This window comes from Devosia honganensis, assembly GCF_042648785.1.
In the GTDB taxonomy this organism is placed as follows: domain Bacteria; phylum Pseudomonadota; class Alphaproteobacteria; order Rhizobiales; family Devosiaceae; genus Devosia; species Devosia honganensis.
The window spans coordinates 259,926-279,913 of the sequence record NZ_JBHRYD010000005.1; the positions used below are offsets into that span (position 1 = coordinate 259,926).

Here is a 19,988-nt window from a genome sequence, read left to right on the forward strand (position 1 = left end):
CCAACCTATTTGACGGCGCCCGCGGTGAGCCCGGCGATGATATGTTTCTGCGCGGCGAAGAAGACGATGACCGTGGGCAGGATGGTCAGCGTGATGAAGGCCAGGATGAGCTGCCAATCGGTCGAGAATTCGCCACGATAGACCATGATGCCCAGCGGCCAGGGATATTTGCTCTCGGAATTGAGCAGGATCAGCGGCAGGATATAGCTGTTCCAGCTTCCCACGAAGGAGATGATGCCCACCGTCGCGATGATGGGACGGCTCAGCGGCAGGGTGATGCTCCAGAAAAAGCGCATATAGCCGGCGCCGTCGACGAAGGCGGCGTCGAACAGTTCGCTGGGCAGGTTACGGAAGAAATTGCGGAACAGCAGGATGCTCATGCCCAGGCCGAAGGCGGCTTGTGGCAGGACCACGCCCCAATAGGTGTCGAGCAGCCCCAGGTCGCGAATGCGGATGAAGAGCGGCAGGATGGCCGTGGCGGCGGGGAACATCAGCCCGATGAGGAAATAGTTGAGCAGGAAGCCCGAGCCGAAGAATTTGACATGGGCGAAGGTGAAGGCGGCCATGGCCGACAGCGACAGGGTCAGGAACACCGTCAGCGCGGCGATGAGCAGCGAATTGCCCATTTGCAGCCAGTAGCGCTGGCTGAACAGGATGCCGCCGTAATTCTCCCATTGCCAGACGGAGGGAAGACCGAATGGATTGCCGCGCAATTCGCCCAGCGTCTTGAAGCCACCAAGGGCCGTGGTGATCAGCGGCACGATGACGATGGCCGTGACCAGGATCAGGCTCGTATAGAGATAGACCTTGGTGGAGAACGCTTCCTTGCGTCCGCCCGAGGGGCCGGTCGCGGCGTCGATCGGAGCTGCAATATCAGTCATTTTTCATGAAGATCCGCTTGTAGCCGAGGGCGAGGGTGACGCAGATGACGAACAGCACAACGCCGACAGCGGAGCCGAACCCGACCTGCATGCGCATCACGCCGAAGGTGTAGAGGAAAGTCACCATGGTCTGGGTGGAGTTGGACGGCCCCCCGCCGGTCAGCGGCATGATCATGTCGAACAGTTGCAGCGAGCCCACCACGGCGAAAAAGACCGAGAGGCGTACCGTGGAGCCCAGCAGCGGCAGGGTGACGCGGAAGAATTTCTGCCAGCCGGTGGCCCCGTCGATATCGGCGGCTTCCAGGACGCTCTTGTCGATGCCCTGGAGGCCGGCGACGAAGAGCATCATGTGGAAGCCGAAATATTTCCATACGATGACGCCGAGCACGGCATAGAAGGCCACGTCGCGGTCCGCGAGCCAGAAGGGCGCTTCCATGCCCAGCGCGCCGAAAACGCCGGCGACGAGGCCGAACTGCCCATCATAGACGAAACGCCAGATCATGCCGGCGGCGACATCTGCCAGCACATAGGGCAGGAAGAACAGCAGCCGGAACATCACTGCGCCCTTGATGCGGTGGGTCACCAGCGTCGCGAGCCACAGCGCCAGCGGCACCTGCACCACCAGCGAGACGAGAATGATGAGCCCGTTATTGATAAGGGCCTGGCGGAAGGCGCCATTATTGAAGATCAGCTCGTAATTGCGCAGGCCGATCCACTGGGTAGGCAGCCCATAGCCGTTCCAGTTGTAGAGCGAATACCAGGCCGCCTCGCCCATGGGCAGGATGACGAAGACGGTAAAGAGCAGCAGGGCTGGCGGCAGGAACAGCACCAGCACCGGCCATGTGCCGCGCACCTGGCGCCGGCCGCGTCGCCTGGCGCCGGAAGCACGCTTGGGGATAGCGGGCACTTGGAGGGCGGAACTGGTCTGGCTCATGGTCGGTCTCCCGAGACTGGGTCAGGCGCGAGAGGCCGCCCTGCAGGAGGGCAGGGCGGCCTGGGATCACATCTCGAGCGAGAAGGCGTCCTGAATCTGCTGCAGGGCGTCCTCGGGCGAGATCTGGCCCGACACCAGTTCCACCGACATGTCGTTGACCACGCGCCCCACATTGGGGCCCAGATCCTGGTCGAGATAGTTCTGGTGCCAGGTAGCCCCGCCCATCTCGGTGACGATCTCCTTCATGAAGGGATCTACCACGCCTCCCTCGGCGCCCAGCGTCGTCGGCAGGATGCCGGTTTCAGACGCCAGCCTGGTGGCATTTTCCTGATTGAGGAAGAACTTCAGGAATTCCTCGGTCTCGGGCGGGGCATTGGCGGTGACCACCCAGCCGTTGAGGCCGCCGAATTCATCGGTGATCACGCCCGGCGCGCCCTCGATCAGCGGGAACAGGAAGCGTCCCACCTCGTCGGTTGAGAGGCCCTTGCCGTCGGTGGCGGTATTGGCCTGGTTCTGCTCGGTCACCTGATTCTGGAAGCCGAGGATCATGGCGGCGCGGCCATCGGCGAAGGTGGCCTGCGCATCAGGCCAGGTGGCGCCGAGATAACCCTGCTGGAACGGCTCCAGCTTGCCCAGATCGATTAGCTTCTCGCTGGCCCGGACGAAGCCCTCGCCCATGAAGCCTTCGCCATTCTTGGCGGCGGCAAAGCCATCCTTGCCCACTTCGCGCATCGCCAGATAGGACCAGTAGAAGTGGATCGGCCATTTCTCGCCGCCACCGCCTGCAATGGGGGTGATCCCAGCATCCTTGAGCGTCTGCACGGCGCCGAGGAAGTCGTCCCAGGTGTTGATCGCGGTGGCGTCGACACCGGCCTGCTCGAACAGTGCCTTGTTGTAGAAGAAGGAGACCTGGCCCCATTGCATCGGCGCGGCCCAGACCTTGCCATCGATGCTGAGACCGTCGACGGCTGCCGGCGAAATGGTCGCGCGCCAGGCGCCGCCATCGGCATCCAGCGCCGGTGTGACGTCGCGTAGCGCCCCGGTTTCAGTCTGCGCCTTGAGCACGCCGCCGCCCCAGGTGTAGAACATGGAGGGTGCGTCGTTCGACTGCAGCAGCGTGGGGAGCTTGGCCTTGAAGGCCTCGTTTTCGAGGAACTGGAATTCGATCTTCACGTCGGGGTGCTGCGCTTCATACTGCGCGGCGATGTCCTGCCAGACGCCGAGCCGTTCGGCATTGGCTTCGAGGTGAAGCCATTTGATGACGGTTTGTGCCGAGGCCGAAGAAACTCCCATGAGCAGCGCCGCCGCGCTCAGGGCAAAAGCCAGCCGATGCCGCGCAAGGCGGCCAAATTGCATGTTCATGATTTCCTCCCACCGGACATATTTGTCCCGATTACGAATTAATTAGTGCGCGTTGAGGTACGCCTGTCAAGGGGGAAGAAAAACTTGCTCGGGAGCGGAGACAGGCTGGATTACAGGCCGGAATCGACCGGCGTTCTGCTTGCTGTTTATCATTCCTTTGAAAACACGGCAGAAAACCGCTCTGCCTTGCTCCCACGGTCGCTGGGTATTTCAAATAGCCCCTTGTGCGCCATGGCGTGGATATGCCATGAAGCCGTCAATTAATCCGCTGTGTTGAAAAAAGCGGAGGAGTGGGGCCCTGGCATGAAAACCGCCGATCCCGAATTGATGCGGGCGATAAACCGGTTCCACGTGCTGGACACGATCCGGCGGGCCGGTGCGATTTCGCGCGTGGAGATCGGCGAGCGCACGCAATTATCGGCGACCACGATTTCGGCCATTACCGCCTCCTTGCTCGACGACGAACTGATCACGCCTCACCATGAAGGTGATATCAGGGCCGAGAACGGCGGCAATCGCGGCAGGCCGCGCGTCATGCTCACCCTCAATGCGTCTGCGGCCCGCGTGGTGGGCGCCAGGATCGCCACCAATGGCTTGGTTTTCGTGGTCACCGATTTTCAGGGCGATATCCTCGCCCGCCTTACCCTGCCGGTGCGGGTCGATGGCCTGCCCCTGCCGGTTTTCGGCGATCTGGTCGAGGACGGGGTACGCCGTTGCGTGCTCGATGCGGGCCTCGGTCTTGCCGATGTCACCTCTGTGGCGCTGGCGGTTCCGGGCATCGTCGAACACGGCTCGGGCCGGGTGCGCTCCAGTGCGCTGTTCCGCGATCCGGACGTGCCGCTGGCTGGCTTCATTGCCGAGCGGCTCGGTGTCGCTGCCATCGTCGAGAGCCATGCGAATGCCGCCGCCATGGCCCAGCACTGGTTCGGGCGCGCCCGCGATTGCGACGATTTCGTGTTGGTATCGGTGGAGGATACGCTGGGCCTGGGCGTCATGCATGGTGGCCAGCTTTTCCGCGGTGCGCGCGAATTGAGCCTCGATCTTGGCCATATGATGATGGGTGTCTCCACCGCGCAGTCCCAGCGCCTCGCCGACATCGCCGGGGAAAAGGCCATTCTCGACGGCGAACACGCCGATCTGCGCCTGCGCGAGGCCATGCGGGTGGGCCGTGGCATGAGCCACGTGCGCCGGCTGCTGGCCGAGGGCGATGACGGTTTCGCTGCCGCCGCCAGCCGGGCCGGCGAGGCGCTGGGCATCGCCATCGCCAATCTGGCCGGCCTGTTCGCGCCGCCGCGCGTCATTCTGGTCGGCTCGAGCCTGGCGCTGGGACGCGGGCTGGTCGAGCCCCTGCAGGCCTCGTTCGAGCGGGTGCTGACCGGGCCACTGCGTGAGGTGACGCAGATTGTCATCGATGAGGCGGGAGACGAATTATGGGCGCGGGGCGCGGCAGCCGTCGCCCTCAGCGAGCTTTACGGCTCGCCCTGGAGCACCACCGGTCCGGCCTTGCGCGATGGACCATTGTTATAGCGATCTGATGAGGAGGTCCTGATGCGCAAAGTGGGCATCGGCATAGTTGGTCTGGGCAATATTTCAGCCGCCTATCTCAAGGCAGCAAAGGATTTTCCGATCCTGGATATCCGGGCGGTAGCCGATATCAACCCGGCTGCGGCAGCGGCGCGGGCGGCGGAGTTCGGCGTCAGGGCGGTGGACATGGATGCGATCTTTGCCGATCCCGAAATCGAGATCATCCTCAACCTCACCATTCCCAAGGCCCATGTCGAGGTGGGGCTGCGCGCTATCGCGGCGGGCAAGCACGTCTATTCGGAAAAGCCGCTGGGCGTGGTCTTCGCCGAGGGCCGCAAACTGCTCGAGGCGGCCCGAGAAAAGGGGCTGCGTGTCGGATCGGCGCCCGACACCTTCCTGGGCGGCTCGCACCAGAGCGCCCGCCATATCGTCGATAGCGGCAGGCTGGGCCAGGCGGTGGGCGGCACCGCCTATTTCATGTGCCCCGGCCATGAGCGCTGGCATCCCAATCCGGGCTTCTACTACGAAGCCGGCGGCGGCCCGATGCTCGATATGGGGCCCTATTACATCACCGATCTCGTCAACCTTCTGGGGCCGGTGGCCCGGGTCGCCGGGTTCGGCTCCATGCTGCGCACGACCCGCACCATCACCGCCAAGGAACGCGAGGGCGAGGTGATTCCAGTGCATGTGCCCACCCATGTCTCGGGCACGCTGCAATTTGCCAATGGGGCGCTGGTGCAGATCACCATGAGCTTCGACGTGGCCGGCCACAAGCATGTGCCGCTCGAGATCTACGGCACCGAAGGCACGCTGATCGTGCCCGATCCCAATCATTTCGGCGGGCAGCTTCAATACCTCGCCAAGGGCGGGGAATGGGCCGACATCGACACCGACCAGCCCTATGCCGATGGCAATTACCGCTCCATCGGCCTTGCCGACATGGCCCATGGCGTCGCCGAGAACCGGCCGCACCGCTGCAATGGCGATCTGGCGTTGCATGTGCTGGAGGTGATGGAAGCCTTCCAGCGTTCGGCCGAGACTGGCCAGGCCATCGAAATCGCCACGCCGGTCGAGCGGCCGGCGCCGCTGTCCCAATCGCTGCGGGACGGCAAGCTTCAATAGGAACACAGGAGGAAACCGGGATGCGCGAGGCGCTGATCGTCTGGGGCGGCTGGAGCGGGCACGAGCCCGAGCAATGCGCCGCCATCATCAGGACCATGCTCGAAGAGGACGGGTTCAAGGTCTATGTCGAAAACACCACCGAGGCCTTCGCCGATCCGGCCATCCACGATCTGAGCCTGATCGTGCCGATCTTCACCATGAGCAAGATCGAAAAGGAGGAACTCTCCAACCTCAACGCCGCCATTGTCGGCGGCGTGGGGCTGGGCGGCTATCACGGCGGCATGGGCGACGCCTTCCGCGATGCGGTCGACTATCAGTTCATGGTCGGGGGCCAGTGGGTGGCGCATCCGGGCAATATCATCGACTATCGCGTCGATGTGACCCGCCCGGACGATCCGGTGATGGAGGGGATTGAGAGCTTCCCTTACCGGTCCGAGCAATACTACATGCATGTCGACCCCTCCAACGAAGTGCTGGCGACCACCACCTTCACCGGCGAGCACGCCTACTGGATCGACGGGGTGACCATGCCGGTGGTGTGGAAGCGCCGCCACGGCAAGGGGCGGGTGTTTTATTCCTCCCTGGGGCACGTCTCGAAGGAATTCGAAGTCCCCCAGATGCGCACCATTTTGCGCCGCGGCCTCAACTGGGCGGCGCGCTAAAGCCTTTCATCGCCAGGCGGAATCCTTTGCTCCCCTCCGCTCAAGAGGAAGGTGGTTTCAGCCGTCCGAACCGGCAGGCAGCTTGCCGCCTAGGGCGATGGTCAGATCGCGGGCAATGGCGTGGACGAGAGCGCCGATGCCCGCGACACGCTCGTCGGTCAGCCGGGCCGACAGGCCCGACACGGAAATGGCGCAGAGCGCCTCGGCCTGGTTGTTATAGACCACCGCGGCGATGCAGCGCAGGCCGGGCATGAATTCCTCGTCGTCGACGGCATAGCCGCGGGCGCGGATGGAGGCCAGTTCCTCGTTCAGCGCCGAAGGGCGGACCACCGAGCGCGGCGTCTTGCGGGGGAGCCCCTGGCTGGAGACGATGGCGGCGACATCGGCTTGGGCGTAGGTGGCCAGGATGGCCTTGCCCATGCCCGAGGCGACCATGGGCACCCTGCCGCCGACCCGGGTGATGGCGCGCATGATCTCGCGGCTCTCGATCTGGGTCAGCACCACCACTTCGCCATCGTCGATCACCCCCAGATTGGCGGTTTCCCGCGTCCGGTCGCGCAACTGGCGCAGATAGGGCAGGGCGGGGGCGACGAAATTGCGCTGGCGCACGAAGGCCGAGCCGACCGAAAAGGCCTGCCGTCCCACATGCCACATGCTGTCGGATTGGTTGAACTGCACGAAGCGCCGCTTTTCCAGCGTGGTCAGGAGGCGATGGACGGTGGATGGCGACAGCCCCGTGCGCGCCGCCAGATCGGTGAGACGATAGCCTTCCTCGTCCTCGCCCAGCACTTCGAGCAGCGATAGGGCGCGCTCGACGGATTGGACGCTGCCGGAACGGGACGCGGCGGTCTTGGCGGGCGGGGCGGGGCTTTTGCTCATGGGAATGCTCCTAGCATCGGCGCGGCAGGGTTGCGAGATGGCGGCCTGCTACGGGATCGGATTTTCCGCATGGTGAAATTTGCCTGCGCCGTCGTCGATCTTCCTGCGCGGGGAGGCTACCCACGAGCCAATCATAGTTCGGAGCCCGTTCATGACCTCTTATCTCGACCGCCACGGCCTCAAGGTCGCCTCCTCCCTCGTGGACCTGATCGAAAACGACATCCTGCCGGGAACCGGTCTCGATGCCGACGCGATCTGGCAGAGCTATGCCGCGCTGCTGGCCGAACTCGGCCCGGTCAACCGCGAATTGCTCGCCGAGCGCGACGCGCTGCAGACGCGGATCGACGCCTGGCACGAGGCGCATCGCGGCCAGGAGATCGACGCGGCGGCCTATCGCAGCTTTCTCGAAGAGATCGGCTATATCGTGCCCGAGGGGCGGGACTTCACCATCGACACTGAAAATGTCGACCCTGAGATCGCTGTCCTCGCCGGGCCGCAACTGGTGGTGCCGGTGAGCAATGCCCGCTTTGCGCTCAATGCCGCCAATGCACGCTGGGGCAGTCTTTACGACGCGCTCTATGGCACCGATGCCATCGACGTTGCGGGCGACTTGGCGCCTGGCAAAACCTATAACGCGCGGCGCGGCGCCGCCGTGGTGGCCCGCGCCGCCGCCTTTCTCGACAACGCCCTGCCGCTCGCCCGGGGTAGCCATGCCCAGGTGACCGAATATCGGCTGGTGACGGAGGACGGGCGGCAACGGCTGGAAATCGCCCTGCCGGAGGGCAGGACCGGACTGGCCGATCCGGACCAGTTCATCGGCCATGCCGGTTCGCCGGATCGGCTGCGCCTGCTCTTCGTCCATAACGGATTGCATGTGGAAATTCATGTCGACCGCGCCGATCCGGTCGGTGCCGCCAGCGCCGCCGGGGTAAAGGACGTGGTGCTGGAAGCGGCGCTGACCACCATCCAGGATTGCGAGGACTCCGTCGCCGCCGTCGATCCCGAGGACAAGGTGGCTGTCTATCGCAACTGGCTCGGGCTGATGAAGGGCGATCTGGTCGAAACTTTCGAAAAGAACGGCCGGACCGTGACCCGCAGCCTTGCTGACGACCGCCATTATACCGGGGTGGACGGGGCCGAACTGCTGCTGCCGGGCCGCAGCCTGCTGCTGGTGCGCAATGTGGGTCATCTGATGACCACCGATGCGGTGCTGGATGGGGCGAGCGCCGAAACCCCCGAAGGCTTCCTCGACGCCATGGTCACCTCGCTCTGCGCCCTGCACGATCTGCAAAAGACCGGCGGCCTGCGCAATAGCCGCACGGGCAGCGTCTATATCGTCAAGCCCAAGATGCACGGCCCGAAGGAGGTGCAACTCACCGACCGGCTGTTCGACCGGGTCGAGGACGCGCTGGGCCTGGCCCGGCATACGCTCAAGGTCGGCGTGATGGATGAGGAGCGCCGCACCAGCGTCAATCTGCGCGAAGCCATTCGCGCGGTGCGCCACCGGCTGGTGTTCATCAATACCGGTTTCCTCGACCGCACGGGTGACGAAATCCACACCAGCATGCTAGCCGGACCGGTATTGCCCAAGGGCGAAATCAAGGATGCCGTCTGGCTCGGCGCCTATGAGGACAACAATGTCGACCGGGGCCTCGAGGCTGGCCTCAAGGGCCGGGCGCAGATCGGCAAGGGCATGTGGGCCAAGCCCGACGACATGGCCGATATGCTGGCCACCAAGCTCGGCCATCCCAAGGCCGGCGCCAATACCGCCTGGGTGCCCTCGCCTACCGCCGCGGTGCTGCACGCGACCCATTATCACCTCGTCGATGTCGGTCAGGTCCAGGAGACGCTCAAGACGCGCGCCATGGCCTCGCTCGACGCCATCCTTACCCCGCCGCTGCTGGGCGGGCGCAATCTTTCCGCCGCCGAAGTGCAGCGCGAGCTGGACAATAATGCGCAATCCATACTGGGTTATGTGGTGCGCTGGATCGACCAGGGCATCGGCTGCTCGAAAGTGCTCGATATCAACAATGTGGCGCTGATGGAGGACCGGGCGACGCTGCGCATCTCGGCCCAGCATATCGCCAACTGGCTCCGGCACGGTCTCGTCGATGCCGGCCAGGTCACCGCCGCCTTCGAGCGCATGGCGCTGGTAGTGGACCGGCAGAATGCCGGCGACCCGCTCTATCGGCCCATGGCGCCCGCCTATACCCACAGCATCGCCTTCCAGGCGGCGCTGGAACTGGCCCTCGATGGCGCCAGCCAGCCCAATGGCTATACCGAGCCGGTGCTGCACCGCCGCCGTCGCGAGGCCAAGGCCCGGGCTGTGGCCTGACTGTAACGAAAGGAGACTCCATCATGCTGACCATCACTCGTCTCGACGCTGAAGATGCGCGCCTCATCATCGAGGGCGCCCGCGCCCGGGCCGAGGCCATCGGTGTGCCGATGTGCATCGCCATCACCGATGAAGGCGGTAATCTGATCGCCTTCGAACGCATGGACGGAGGCAAGGTGACGAGCATCACCATCGCCATCGACAAGTCCTACACCGCCTCCGCTGCCAAGAAGGCGACCCATGAATACGGCGCCTCCAGCCAGCCCGGCAGCCCCGCCTACGGCATCAACTCGGCCATTGGCGGCCGGCTGATGGTGGTGGGTGGCGGCCTGCCGGTTCTCGTCGATGGCGCCGTCGTCGGCGCCATCGGCGTCAGCTCCGGCACCCCGGCCCAGGATCAGGACGTGGCCCAGGCCGGCATCGACCACTTCATGGCAGCGCGGGGATAGGAAGCAGGCGGAGCGAAGCCTAGCCGAGGCCAGCCGGGAATCTTTTGCGTCGAGGATTTTCTAGCCGCCGATGTCTTCCCGATCATCGCGGACGTGGCCGTCGAGGATATCGAAGCCTCGGTGGGCGCGCGGCGCCCGGCTGTTAGCGGCGCGTGGACGGGAACTCCGTCCGTGTGCCGGTGCGCAGGCCGCCGGGAACCTGCAAGGTCGGCATGATCTCGATCATCCCCACATTGACGTAATGCGGCGCAGCGATCGCGAAGGCTACGGCATCGGCGATATCGCTGGGCTTGGGGCATTCGAAGTCTTCATACATGCGCTTATAGGCCTCGGCCGGGTCGACCTTGAGCACGCGGGCGAAGATATCGGTTTCCACCCGACCCGGGCAGATTTCGGTGACGCGGATATCTTTGCCATAGGCATCGACGCGAAGCTGGCGGGATACGGTGTGCATCGCTGCCTTGGTGGCGTGATAGACCGTGTGGCCGCCGAATTCGTAATGGCCGGCAATGGAGGTGATGTTGACGATATGGCCGCGATTGCGCTCCATCATGCCCGGCAGCGTCAGGCGAGCCAGTTGCAGCGCGGCGCGCAGATTGACGTCGATCTGCTCGTCGATGTCGAATTCGTTCGCATCGAGGATATTGCCCGCGCGCGAGACGCCGGCATTGTTGACCAGCACGTCGATCTCGAGACCTGAGACCAGTTCGGTCAGCGCCGCCGTGTCGCTCACATCCACCACATGGGGAATGGCGCCACAGGCGTCGGCCAGCTTGCTGAGCCCTTCTTCGTTACGGCCGACGCCATGTACGATCAGTCCTTCGCGCGCCAGCCGCTCGGCGATGGCATAGCCCATGCCTGTGGAAGCACCGGTCACCAAGGCGGTCTTGTAGTCTGAAAACGGCATGCTCGGTCCTTTCGTCTTATGCCGAACGGTAGCCGCGAGCCTTGCCGCGAAGCCAAGACAGTCTCGGCCTGACGAGATATCGGTTCGTGATGGCTGGAGGCTTTCAGGTTTTGACGGAAGCGGCGACCAGCGCCCCCTTCCCCTGAAGTGAGGGTCGGGAGGGGGTGGATTTGGCGGATCACCGAAGGACCCCACCCCCTGATAGCGAAAAACTCTAAGACAGCATTTGAGACAAGGGCGTGATGGCGCCGCCCGCATCGGTGATCGCCCTGCGGATGCTGTGCGCCATCTCCAGCGCCCCCGGCGTGTCGGAATGTACGAGGATCGACTGCACCGCGATGCGCAAGACCTGTCCGTCTATCGTCTCCAGCGTACCATCGTCGAGCAGGCGCAGGATGCGCTCGGCAGATGCCTTGTGGTCCTTGATGACGGCGCCGGGCAGGGAACGGGGGGCAAGTTGGCCATTGGCGAGATAGGCGCGGTCGGCGAGGAAAAGATTGATGGTTCGCCGCCCGGCTGCCCGGGCCGCCGTTTCCAGCTCCGTGCCGCTGAGAACCAGATAGGCGATATCGGGGTCGAAGGCGCTCGTGGCGCGCACCAGCGCATCGGCCACCGAACGGTCGACGCAGGCGAGATTGCCCAGGGCGCCATGCGGATTCATGTGGCTGATCTTGCGGCCATGCGGCCGGGCAAGGCCCTCCAGCGCGCCGAGCTGATAGAGCACGTGCTTTTCCAGCTCGTCGAGGTCCATCGCCATGGCGCGGCGTCCGAAGCCCATGCGATCGGGATAGCCCACATGCGCGCCGATATCGACGCCGGCTGCCTTGGCCAGGCCCACCATGCGGTCCATGATGACGGGGTCGCCGGCGTGATAGCCGCAGGCGAGGTTCGCGGAGGTGATGACCTGCATGATCCCCGCGTCGTCGGCGATCGTGTAAGGTCCGAAACCTTCACCAAGGTCGGAATTGAGATCGATGCGCATGGTCATGCCTTCCCTTCGATGGTGAACAGGTGGTCGCCATAGCCCATGAGCTGCCCCTCGGCCGAGACGATGCCGGTGACCGTTCCGTCGGCCGGGGCGGTGACGGCGGTGAGGGTGGCGCCGAGCTCGAGATAGCCGAGCACCGCCCCCCGGCGGACGCGGTCGCCGATTCCGATTGCCGTGTCGGGGCGCCGGAAATGGCGGATGCGAAAGCGGCCGATGGCGGCGGCCCTGACCTCCATGGCGAGGGTTTGCTGCTTGGGCGCGGCAGCGGCGACGCCCAGGCGCAGGACCACCCGCCTGTCGCCGTCTTCCAATTCCAGCTCGGTAAGACCCGCCGCGAGCATGCGCCCCAGCACGTCGTCCAGAAAGGCGGCGTCGATCATTGCTGCCACTCCCTTGCCGCGCCACGCTGGCGCGCCGCCATGGCGCCCACCTCGGCGATGAAGCCTTCGAGTTCGGCCTGCGCCGCGCGTGCCGTCGCGAAATCGACTTCGACGAACCGCAGGCTGCGGCCGGGCCGGGTCTGGGCCAGGCGCCAGTGATCGGCCTCGATGACCGTACCGATCTTGGGATAGCCGCCCATGGTGGCGGCATCGGCGAGCTGGATGATCGGCCGCCCTCCCATGGGAACCTGGATGACGCCGGGCACCACGCCATGCGAGCGTAGTTCACTGGTGTCGCGCATCGCCAGCGCCGGACCTTGACAGCGATAGCCATTACGATTGCTCTGCGGCGTCACCTGCCAGTCGGCCTCCCAGAAAACGCGGTGTGCCTCGGCGGTGAAGCGATCGTATTCCGCGCCCGGCAGCACCCGCACCGCGACATGGTCCGCTGCGCCGAAGGCGAGCGCCGATTGCGCCGGGGCCGCGCCCAGCCCGCCGTGGGGCAGGCCGACGGAGCCGCCAAGCGCCTTGAGGCGGTCGCCCTTCTTCAGCATGCGCCCCTCATGTCCGCCGAAGCCCTCGCGCATCTGGGTACTGCGCGAGCCGAGCACCAAAGGCACGTCGAACCCGCCCGCCACGCACAGATAGGCCCGGCAGCCCTCGCGCATAGCGGTCAGCGTCAGGACCTGTCCGGCCTCGACTGACAAAGCCCAATCGGGCGGCAGGACCACGCCGTCGAGCGTGGCTTCGCAATCGGCCCCGGTCACCGCGATATCGAGATCTTCCTCGAAACGCAGCGCGAAGGGCAGGAGCGGGATTTCGAGCGCGGCGGCGTTTCTTTCGTTGCCGAGCAGGGCATTGCCGAGCGACAGAGCCAGCCCGTCCATGGCGCCAGAGCGGCCGACGCCATCCACGTAATGGTCGAAGCGGCCGAGGTCCTGAATGGTGGCCAGGGGCGTGCTGCTGAGGATTTCCATCACGGCAGGACCTTTTCGGGGTGGAAGCGGATGGCGTCGCCCGGCGCGAGCAGGGCCGGCGGCGAACGATAGGGATCGAAGAACACCGTCTTGGCCGAGCCGATAGTGTGCCAGCCGCTAGGGCCGGCCGAGGCCGAAACACCGGTCTGCCGCCCGGCGATGGAGAGTGATCCGCCCGGAATGGAAAGCAGCGGCACCGCCCGGCGCGGCAGGAACAGGCGCTTGTCGAGCCCGCCGAGATAGCAGTAGCCGGCATGGCTGCCCACGGCATAGACGGGGTAGAGCGGGGCGCTATGGATCGCCACTACCTCCTCGGGGCTGAGGCCGGTCATTTTGGCGACCTCGGATAGATGCATGCCGCCTTCGCCGCCATAGACGATGGGGATGTCGAACGTCTTCCCGTCCACGTCCTTGCTGATGCCGCTCTGCCAGAGCTCGATCAGCCGCCCGCCGAATTCGTCAGGGTCCTCGGGCGGTTGGCGCAAGAGCACGGTGAGATTGGTCATGCCCGGCACGGCCTCGCGCACTTCGGGCCAGGCGGCGGCTGCATCGGCCATGGCCCAGATGCGCCGCTGATGGTCGAGGTCGAATTCGCCTGGCGCTTCGAAGATCAGCGCCGAAAGGCCCAGCAGGCTGTAGCGGGGAAGGTCGGTCATGGCGGCGACGGCTTGGACGTTCATGCCACTTGCCTTTGCTTCAGCCAATGTTCGAGATGGTGGATGTTGACGCCGCCGGCGACAAAGCCGGGTTCGGCCAGCAATTCGGCCTGTAGCGGAATATTGGTGGCGATTCCCTCGATGCTGAAGCCCGCGAGGGCCGTGCGCATCCGGACCAGGGCGTCCTCGCGCGTCGCGCCATGCACGATGAGCTTGGCAATGAGGGAATCGTAGCTCGAAGGCACGGTGTAGCCGGCGCGCAGATGCGTATCGACGCGGACGCCGTCGCCTGTCGGCAGGTCGAGTGCCGCGACCGGCCCGGGCGAGGGGGCGAAGGTGAACGGATCCTCGGCATTGATTCTGCACTCGATGGCGTGGCCACGCGTCGCGATGTTGTCCTGGGTCAGCTCGAACCGTTCGCCGCGCGCGGCACGGATCTGCATGGCGACGATGTCGATGCCGGTGACCATTTCGGTCACCGGATGCTCCACCTGCACGCGGGTGTTCATCTCGATGAAGTAGAACTCGCCATCCTCGTAAAGAAATTCGAAGGTGCCTGCGCCCACATAGCCCAGGCGGCGGCAGGCATTGGCGCAGCGTTCGCCGATGGCGGCGATCAGGGCGCGGTCGATGCCAGGGGCGGGGGCCTCCTCGATCACTTTCTGGTGGCGGCGCTGCATCGAGCAGTCGCGGTCGCCCAGCCAGAGCGCGTTGTCGTGCCCGTCGCACAGTACCTGGATCTCAACGTGGCGCGGGCGCTCGAGATATTTCTCGATATAAAGATCGGGATTGCCGAAGAAGCGCTGGGCTTCCTCGCGGGTCAGGGCCACCGCGTCGCGCAGATCCCCGCGCCCCTGCACCACGCGCATGCCGCGGCCGCCACCGCCGCCCGCCGCCTTGATAATGACGGGATAGCCGATGGCCTGGGCAATGGCTTCGACCTGCTCGATATCGGCGGGCAGGGCGCTGTCCGGTCCCGGAACGCAGGGTACGCCAGCTTCGATCATGGCTTTTTTCGCCGCGACCTTGTCGCCCATGGTGCGGATCGCCTCTGCGCTTGGGCCTACGAAGGTGAGGCCGGCCGCGCCCACGGCATCGGCGAAGTCGGCATTTTCCGAGAGGAACCCATAGCCGGGGTGGACGGCGCCGGCACCGGTCGCCAGTGCCGCCATGATGATGGCCTGCTTGTTGAGATAGCTGCGCCGCGAGGCCGCGGGCCCGATGCAGACGGCTTCGTCCGCGCTTTGCAGGTAAGGTGCGTCGGCATCGGCTTCCGAATAGACCGCGACCGTTTTTATCCCGAGGTCCCGGCAGGCCCGCTGGATGCGAAGGGCGATTTCGCCGCGATTGGCGATGAGGAGCTTGTCGAACATGGGTGTCAATCCAGCCGGAACAGGGGGAGGCCGGCCGAAACTTCGGCGCCGTCCTCGATGAGGATGGCCGTTACCGTCCCGCCGCGCCCTGCTTCGATGGGCGTGAATACCTTCATGGCCTCGATGATGCAGAGGGTTTGTCCAGCACTGACCTCCGTCCCCAATGTCACGAAGGGCGCAGAGCCCGGGGTCGAGGCCAGGTGGACGATGCCGTAGCTGGGGGCCGCGATTTCTTCGCCGGCGGCCGGTGCCGGGACGGGAGCCGTGGGCTCCTTGGAAGAACCGACGGTGCCATCGGGCCTGCGAGCCAGCCTGACGCGGAAGCCGCCATCGGCGACTTCAAGCTCCTCCACCGGCGATTTGCGCATCCAATCGATGATCGCTTGAAGTCGGTCCACGTCCATCAGGGGCTCATACTCGTCGCTGGGCTGTAAAAATGACCGCGCTGCCGCCCGATCGCCGCTCGAAGAAAAGCGCTAGCATAAAGGCAGGCTAATGAGGTCAGACCGTTGCGCGATGACCGCCCATCATCACCCTTCCTTATTACGTAAGACCGAACCGGTTTTGGCTGCCGGCGCAGGGGCTCGCCTAGAGTGGGGCGAACCGGCCGGGCATTCGGGCGGCCGGGCAGCGATCGGGACAAGTCATGACAGTCTTTACTCCTGCCGCGCGGGTTGCGCGGATCAAGCCGTCTCCCAGCGTCGCGGCGGCGGCTCGTGCGAAGGAATTGCGGGCGGCGGGCGCGGATCTGGTCGACATGACCGTGGGCGAGCCCGATTTCGACACGCCCGATTCCGTCAAGCAGTCGGGCATCGATGCCATTCTGGCCGGCGACACTAAATATACCGCCGTCAATGGCACGCCGGCGCTGCGCGAGGCCATCCGCCGGCGCATCGCCGACCGTACCGGCATCGAATATGGCGACGATCAAATCTCGGTGGGCGGGGGTGCCAAGCAGATCATCTTCGTCGCGCTGATGGCCTCGGTCGACAATGACGCCGAAGTCATCATCCCCGCGCCCTACTGGGTATCCTATCCGGACATGGTGCTGGCCAATGAGGGCAAGCCGGTCATCGTGGAATGTCCCGAAGCCGACGGCTTCAAGCTCACGCCCGACGCGCTGGAGCGCGCCATTACCGACAAGACCCGCTGGCTGATCCTCAATGCGCCCTCCAACCCGACCGGTGCGGCCTATTCCGACGCGGAACTGGCGGCCCTCGCCGCCGTGCTGGAGCGGCATCCCCATGTCTGGGTGCTGACCGACGAGATCTACGACGAGATCTGGTTCGAGGCCGGCAGGGTGTCGAGCATCGTCAAGGTCGCCCCGCAACTGGCCGACCGCACCTATGTGGTCAATGGTGTCTCCAAGACCTATGCCATGACCGGCTGGCGCATCGGCTATGGCGTGGGGCCCAGGGAACTCACTGCCGCCATCAACAAGCTGCAGTCGCAGATGTCGTCCTGCCCGGCGTCGATGAGCCAGGCGGCGGCCGCCGCCGCCATGACAGGCGACCAGTCCTTCATCGCCGAGACGGTGGCGGTCTACAAGCAGCGCCGCGACATTGCGGTCGAGGCGATCAATGCCATTCCGGGGCTCTCCTGCACCACGCCCAGCGGCGCCTTCTACCTTTATCCCAATTGTGCCGGGGTGATCGGCAGGACCACGCCCAAGGGCGAGGTGATAGAGAACGATCTCGACTTCGTCCTTTACCTGCTCGACAGTGGCGTCGCGGCCATTCATGGCGCCGCCTATGGTCTCTCCCCGCATTTCCGCATCTCGACCGCCACCTCGACCGATCTGGTCGAGGAAGCCTGCCGCCGCATCGCGGCTGCCGTGGCGGCGCTTCGCTAATCCCAGAGGAGAAAAAATTGGTTCACGTCAAAACGAAGATCGAACGGCCCGACCCTGCGCTGGTCGCCGAACTCGCGAAATACGGCTCGGCCACCATTCACGAAGCCCAGGGACGTTTGGGCGCGTTGAGCTCGCGCCTCAAGCCGGTCGATCGCGCCATGTCGCTGTGCGGCCCCGCCTTCACGGTCAAATGCGCCCCGCGCGACAATATCATGCTGCAGGTGGCGATCTCCTACGCCAAGCCGGGCGACGTCATCGTGGTGTCGGCCGGCGAATATGAGGAGGCCGGCTCCTTCGGCGACGTGTTGGCCAATGCGTGCCTGGCCAAGGGCATCGCCGGCCTCGTCACCGATACCGGTGTGCGCGACACGGCCGAGCTCATCGAGCTGGGTTTCCCGGTCTTCTCGCTCAGCCACTGCATCAAAGGCACGGTCAAGGAAACGCTCGGACAGGTCAATGATCCGGTGATCGTGGGCGGCGAAGTGATCCATCCGGGCGACATCATCCGCGGCGATGCCGATGGGCTCGTGGTCATCCGGCGCCAGGACGCGGCCTACGCGGCCGAGAAGTCCAGGGAGCGCGAAGAGGCGGAGGCCGGCTATATTTCCGCCTACAAGGCCGGCAAGAGCGTCATCGAGGTCTCAAACCTGGCCGGTGTGCTCGCCGCCAAGGGCCTGACGACCGACGAATGATCCAGCGAACTGCCTGAAAGAAAAAAGGGCCTTCCGGCGCGGAAGGCCCTTTTTTTGTCCCGGACGCTGAAACGAAAAAGGGCGGCCCATGGTTGGGGCCGCCCTCCGCCTGTCGTGCGGGCGCGCTCAGTAACCGTAGAGCAACCGGGGAAGGAAGTGGACGATATCGGGGAAGAGCGCGAGGAAGATGGTGAACCCCATCATGATGAACAGATAGGGCATGGTCACCTTGGTGACATAGCCTGTGCTGCGTCCCGTGATGTTCTGGATCAGCACGAAGTTGAAGGCCACCGGCGGGGTGATCTGCGCCATTTCCACCACCAGCACGATGAAGATGCCGAACCACACCTTGTCGAAGCCCGCGGCCTCGACCAGCGGCAGCACCACCGGCAGGGTAGTGACGATCATCGAAAAGCCTTCCAGCGCCGTGCCCAGGATCAGATAGAGCAGCATCAATGCCACGATGAGCATGATGGGCGAGAGGCTCCAGCTCTCCACCAGCCCCGCCACTGTTTCGGGAATGCCCAGGACGGCGGTGATGTTGCCCAGAACCGAAGCGCCCAGGATGATGATGCCCATCACCGAGCAGGTCTGTACCGTGCCCAGGGCGACATCGCGCAAGGCCTTGAGATCGAGCGCCTTCTGGCTGAGCGACACGATCAGCGCCCCCACGACGCCCAGCGCGGCGGCTTCCGAAGGCGTGGCGAGCCCGCCATACATGGACCCCAGCACGCAGATGATGAGGAACATGGCCGGCCAGAGTTCCTTGAGCGCCGCGAGACGTCGGCTGAAGGGCATCTGGCGCATGGCGCGCTCGCCTTCGGGCACCATGTCCTTGTTTATCGAGGTGTGGATCATGATCCAGCCGCTGAAGACGGCTGCGAGCAGGATGCCGGGGATGAGACCGGCGGTGAACAGGCGCAGCACGGATTCCTCGGCCAGGACGCCATAGATGATCATGACCGTCGAGGGCGGGATGAGGAAGCCGAGCGTGCCGGCGCCAGCCAGGCTGCCGATGGCGACATCGGGTGAATAGCCGCGCCGCAGCAATTCCTTGAGCGTCATGCGTCCCACCACCTGAGTGGTCGCCGCTGACGAGCCGGAAATCGCGGCGAAGATCGAGCAGCCGATGACGTTGACGTGGAGCAGGCGCCCCGGCAGCAATCCGGCCCAGGGAGCAAGACCCGAGAACAGAGCCGCCGAGAGCCTGGTGCGGAACAGGAATTCACCCATCAGGATGAAGAGCGGCAGGGCGACGAGGTCGGGCGTGGTCAGGATATTGAAGACATATTGGGGGACCAGCCGTTCCATCGGGATGGAGGTGAACATGTAGCCCAGCCCCATGCCCGTCGCCAAAAGCGAAATGCCGATCCAGATGCCGACCGCGAGAAAGACGAAGAGCAGGCCGAACAGGCCCGTGAAAATTGCAGCCATCTCTAGCCCTCGATCTGGGTTGAGGCGCCCAGCTCCGGGCGCTCCGTCGGGGCGCCGACCAGGCAGGCCAGGGTCCGTATGGTCATCTGCAGCGCCAGGATCACCGCGCCGAGCGACAGCGCCGCTTGCGGAATCCACAGCGGGGTGAAGCTGTCCTGGGAGGCTTCGCCACTATTGAACATGCGGATGGTCAGCAGCACCATGCTGACGGCGAGAAAGACCGTGACCGCCGAACCCATGAGGCAGGAAATCGTTTCGAAAGTCCGATGATAGCGCCCGCCGCGCGCCCGCAGCAGCAATTCGACGCGGATTTGCTGGCCGGCCCGGAGGGTCATGCCGGCGCCCAGCATGAAGGCTCCACCCATCAGATAGGCGCTGTATTCCCAGCCGATGCCTATGCCGGCATGGACGGAGGGAATGAAGCGGGAGAGGAACGCCACGGTGATTTCGGCGAGGATAAGCCCGGTCAATGCCACGATGCAGGCCGCCGCCAGATAGGCAGCGATCAGGGAGATGCCGTCGGCGGTGCTTTGCAGCACCGCCACGGGATTCCTTGCGCGAGGATCGTCACGGGTTGACGA

At 64.9% G+C, this 19,988-nt stretch carries 20 protein-coding genes; 7 read left to right on the forward strand and 13 right to left on the reverse strand.

All coding sequences use genetic code 11. The features are described from left to right. Positions 1-5: 5 nt before the first annotated feature. From ACFOOL_RS08140 to ACFOOL_RS08150, 3 genes are all read right to left on the reverse strand, one after another. A complete protein-coding gene (locus tag ACFOOL_RS08140) occupies positions 6-881 on the reverse strand; it encodes a carbohydrate ABC transporter permease (RefSeq protein ID WP_380096459.1) in 876 nt (291 codons plus the stop codon). Further along, positions 874-1,779 (reverse strand): carbohydrate ABC transporter permease, encoded by a 906-nt coding sequence (locus ACFOOL_RS08145; RefSeq protein WP_380096602.1) that lies wholly within the window; start codon positions 1,777-1,779, stop codon positions 874-876. The genes ACFOOL_RS08140 and ACFOOL_RS08145 overlap by 8 nt, the downstream gene beginning before the upstream one ends. 102 nt (positions 1,780-1,881) lie before the next feature. After that, entirely contained in the window at positions 1,882-3,177 is a 1,296-nt protein-coding gene (locus ACFOOL_RS08150; RefSeq protein WP_380096460.1) for an extracellular solute-binding protein, read from the reverse strand. Between the two features lie 303 nt (positions 3,178-3,480). Between ACFOOL_RS08150 and ACFOOL_RS08155 the strand changes: the two genes are divergently transcribed. The 3 genes from ACFOOL_RS08155 to ACFOOL_RS08165 are packed head-to-tail and all read left to right on the forward strand — an operon-like array spanning position 3,481 to position 6,485. After that, positions 3,481-4,704: an ROK family protein gene (locus ACFOOL_RS08155; RefSeq protein WP_380096461.1), complete on the forward strand. Its 1,224-nt coding sequence runs from the start codon at positions 3,481-3,483 to the stop codon at positions 4,702-4,704. A gap of 21 nt (positions 4,705-4,725) precedes the next feature. Beyond that, a complete protein-coding gene (locus tag ACFOOL_RS08160) occupies positions 4,726-5,823 on the forward strand; it encodes a Gfo/Idh/MocA family protein (protein ID WP_380096462.1) in 1,098 nt (365 codons plus the stop codon). A gap of 20 nt (positions 5,824-5,843) precedes the next feature. Further along, the gene (locus ACFOOL_RS08165; protein WP_380096463.1) at positions 5,844-6,485 is read left to right on the forward strand and encodes a ThuA domain-containing protein; all 642 of its coding nucleotides are present in this window, start codon (positions 5,844-5,846) and stop codon (positions 6,483-6,485) included. Between the two features lie 57 nt (positions 6,486-6,542). Here the strand turns inward: ACFOOL_RS08165 and ACFOOL_RS08170 are convergent, their stop codons facing one another. Continuing rightward, complete coding sequence (locus tag ACFOOL_RS08170) at positions 6,543-7,364, reverse strand: IclR family transcriptional regulator (RefSeq protein ID WP_380096464.1); 822 nt, start codon at positions 7,362-7,364, stop codon at positions 6,543-6,545. 151 nt (positions 7,365-7,515) lie between these two features. Here ACFOOL_RS08170 and ACFOOL_RS08175 point away from each other — a divergent pair, with 151 nt between their 5' ends. Further along, positions 7,516-9,699: a malate synthase G gene (locus ACFOOL_RS08175; RefSeq protein ID WP_380096465.1), complete on the forward strand. Its 2,184-nt coding sequence runs from the start codon at positions 7,516-7,518 to the stop codon at positions 9,697-9,699. A gap of 23 nt (positions 9,700-9,722) precedes the next feature. After that, positions 9,723-10,148, forward strand: coding sequence for a GlcG/HbpS family heme-binding protein (locus ACFOOL_RS08180; RefSeq protein ID WP_380096466.1), 426 nt, complete (start codon positions 9,723-9,725; stop codon positions 10,146-10,148). 142 nt (positions 10,149-10,290) lie between these two features. On the opposite strand, the gene ACFOOL_RS08185 is transcribed toward ACFOOL_RS08180, so the two are convergent. The 7 genes from ACFOOL_RS08185 to ACFOOL_RS08215 all read right to left on the reverse strand — a co-directional run bounded on the left by ACFOOL_RS08185 (position 10,291) and on the right by ACFOOL_RS08215 (position 15,833). Continuing rightward, positions 10,291-11,055 (reverse strand): SDR family oxidoreductase, encoded by a 765-nt coding sequence (locus tag ACFOOL_RS08185; protein ID WP_380096467.1) that lies wholly within the window; start codon positions 11,053-11,055, stop codon positions 10,291-10,293. Between the two features lie 214 nt (positions 11,056-11,269). Next, entirely contained in the window at positions 11,270-12,037 is a 768-nt protein-coding gene (locus ACFOOL_RS08190) for a LamB/YcsF family protein (RefSeq protein WP_380096603.1), read from the reverse strand. 2 nt (positions 12,038-12,039) lie between these two features. After that, positions 12,040-12,423, reverse strand: coding sequence for an acetyl-CoA carboxylase biotin carboxyl carrier protein (locus ACFOOL_RS08195; protein ID WP_380096468.1), 384 nt, complete (start codon positions 12,421-12,423; stop codon positions 12,040-12,042). Continuing rightward, entirely contained in the window at positions 12,420-13,400 is a 981-nt protein-coding gene (locus tag ACFOOL_RS08200; RefSeq protein WP_380096469.1) for a 5-oxoprolinase subunit C family protein, read from the reverse strand. The genes ACFOOL_RS08195 and ACFOOL_RS08200 overlap by 4 nt, the downstream gene beginning before the upstream one ends. Beyond that, a complete protein-coding gene (gene pxpB, locus ACFOOL_RS08205; protein ID WP_380096470.1) occupies positions 13,400-14,080 on the reverse strand; it encodes a 5-oxoprolinase subunit PxpB in 681 nt (226 codons plus the stop codon). Before pxpB ends, ACFOOL_RS08200 begins: the two co-directional genes overlap by 1 nt. Beyond that, positions 14,077-15,429, reverse strand: coding sequence for an acetyl-CoA carboxylase biotin carboxylase subunit (gene accC, locus ACFOOL_RS08210; protein WP_380096471.1), 1,353 nt, complete (start codon positions 15,427-15,429; stop codon positions 14,077-14,079). Before accC ends, pxpB begins: the two co-directional genes overlap by 4 nt. A 5-nt stretch (positions 15,430-15,434) precedes the next feature. After that, positions 15,435-15,833 (reverse strand): acetyl-CoA carboxylase biotin carboxyl carrier protein, encoded by a 399-nt coding sequence (locus tag ACFOOL_RS08215; RefSeq protein WP_380096472.1) that lies wholly within the window; start codon positions 15,831-15,833, stop codon positions 15,435-15,437. A gap of 242 nt (positions 15,834-16,075) precedes the next feature. On the opposite strand from ACFOOL_RS08215, the gene ACFOOL_RS08220 reads away from it, so the two are divergent. After that, on the forward strand, positions 16,076-17,281 hold the full coding sequence (locus ACFOOL_RS08220; RefSeq protein ID WP_380096473.1) for an aspartate transaminase: 1,206 nt from the start codon (positions 16,076-16,078) through the stop codon (positions 17,279-17,281). 17 nt (positions 17,282-17,298) lie between these two features. Next, positions 17,299-17,973 (forward strand): 4-carboxy-4-hydroxy-2-oxoadipate aldolase/oxaloacetate decarboxylase, encoded by a 675-nt coding sequence (locus ACFOOL_RS08225; RefSeq protein WP_380096474.1) that lies wholly within the window; start codon positions 17,299-17,301, stop codon positions 17,971-17,973. Between the two features lie 126 nt (positions 17,974-18,099). Here the strand turns inward: ACFOOL_RS08225 and ACFOOL_RS08230 are convergent, their stop codons facing one another. Both ACFOOL_RS08230 and ACFOOL_RS08235 read right to left on the reverse strand, forming a co-directional pair. Further along, entirely contained in the window at positions 18,100-19,407 is a 1,308-nt protein-coding gene (locus tag ACFOOL_RS08230) for a TRAP transporter large permease (protein WP_380096475.1), read from the reverse strand. 2 nt (positions 19,408-19,409) lie between these two features. Beyond that, positions 19,410-19,946: a TRAP transporter small permease gene (locus ACFOOL_RS08235; protein ID WP_380096476.1), complete on the reverse strand. Its 537-nt coding sequence runs from the start codon at positions 19,944-19,946 to the stop codon at positions 19,410-19,412. Between the last annotated feature and the right edge of the window lie 42 nt (positions 19,947-19,988).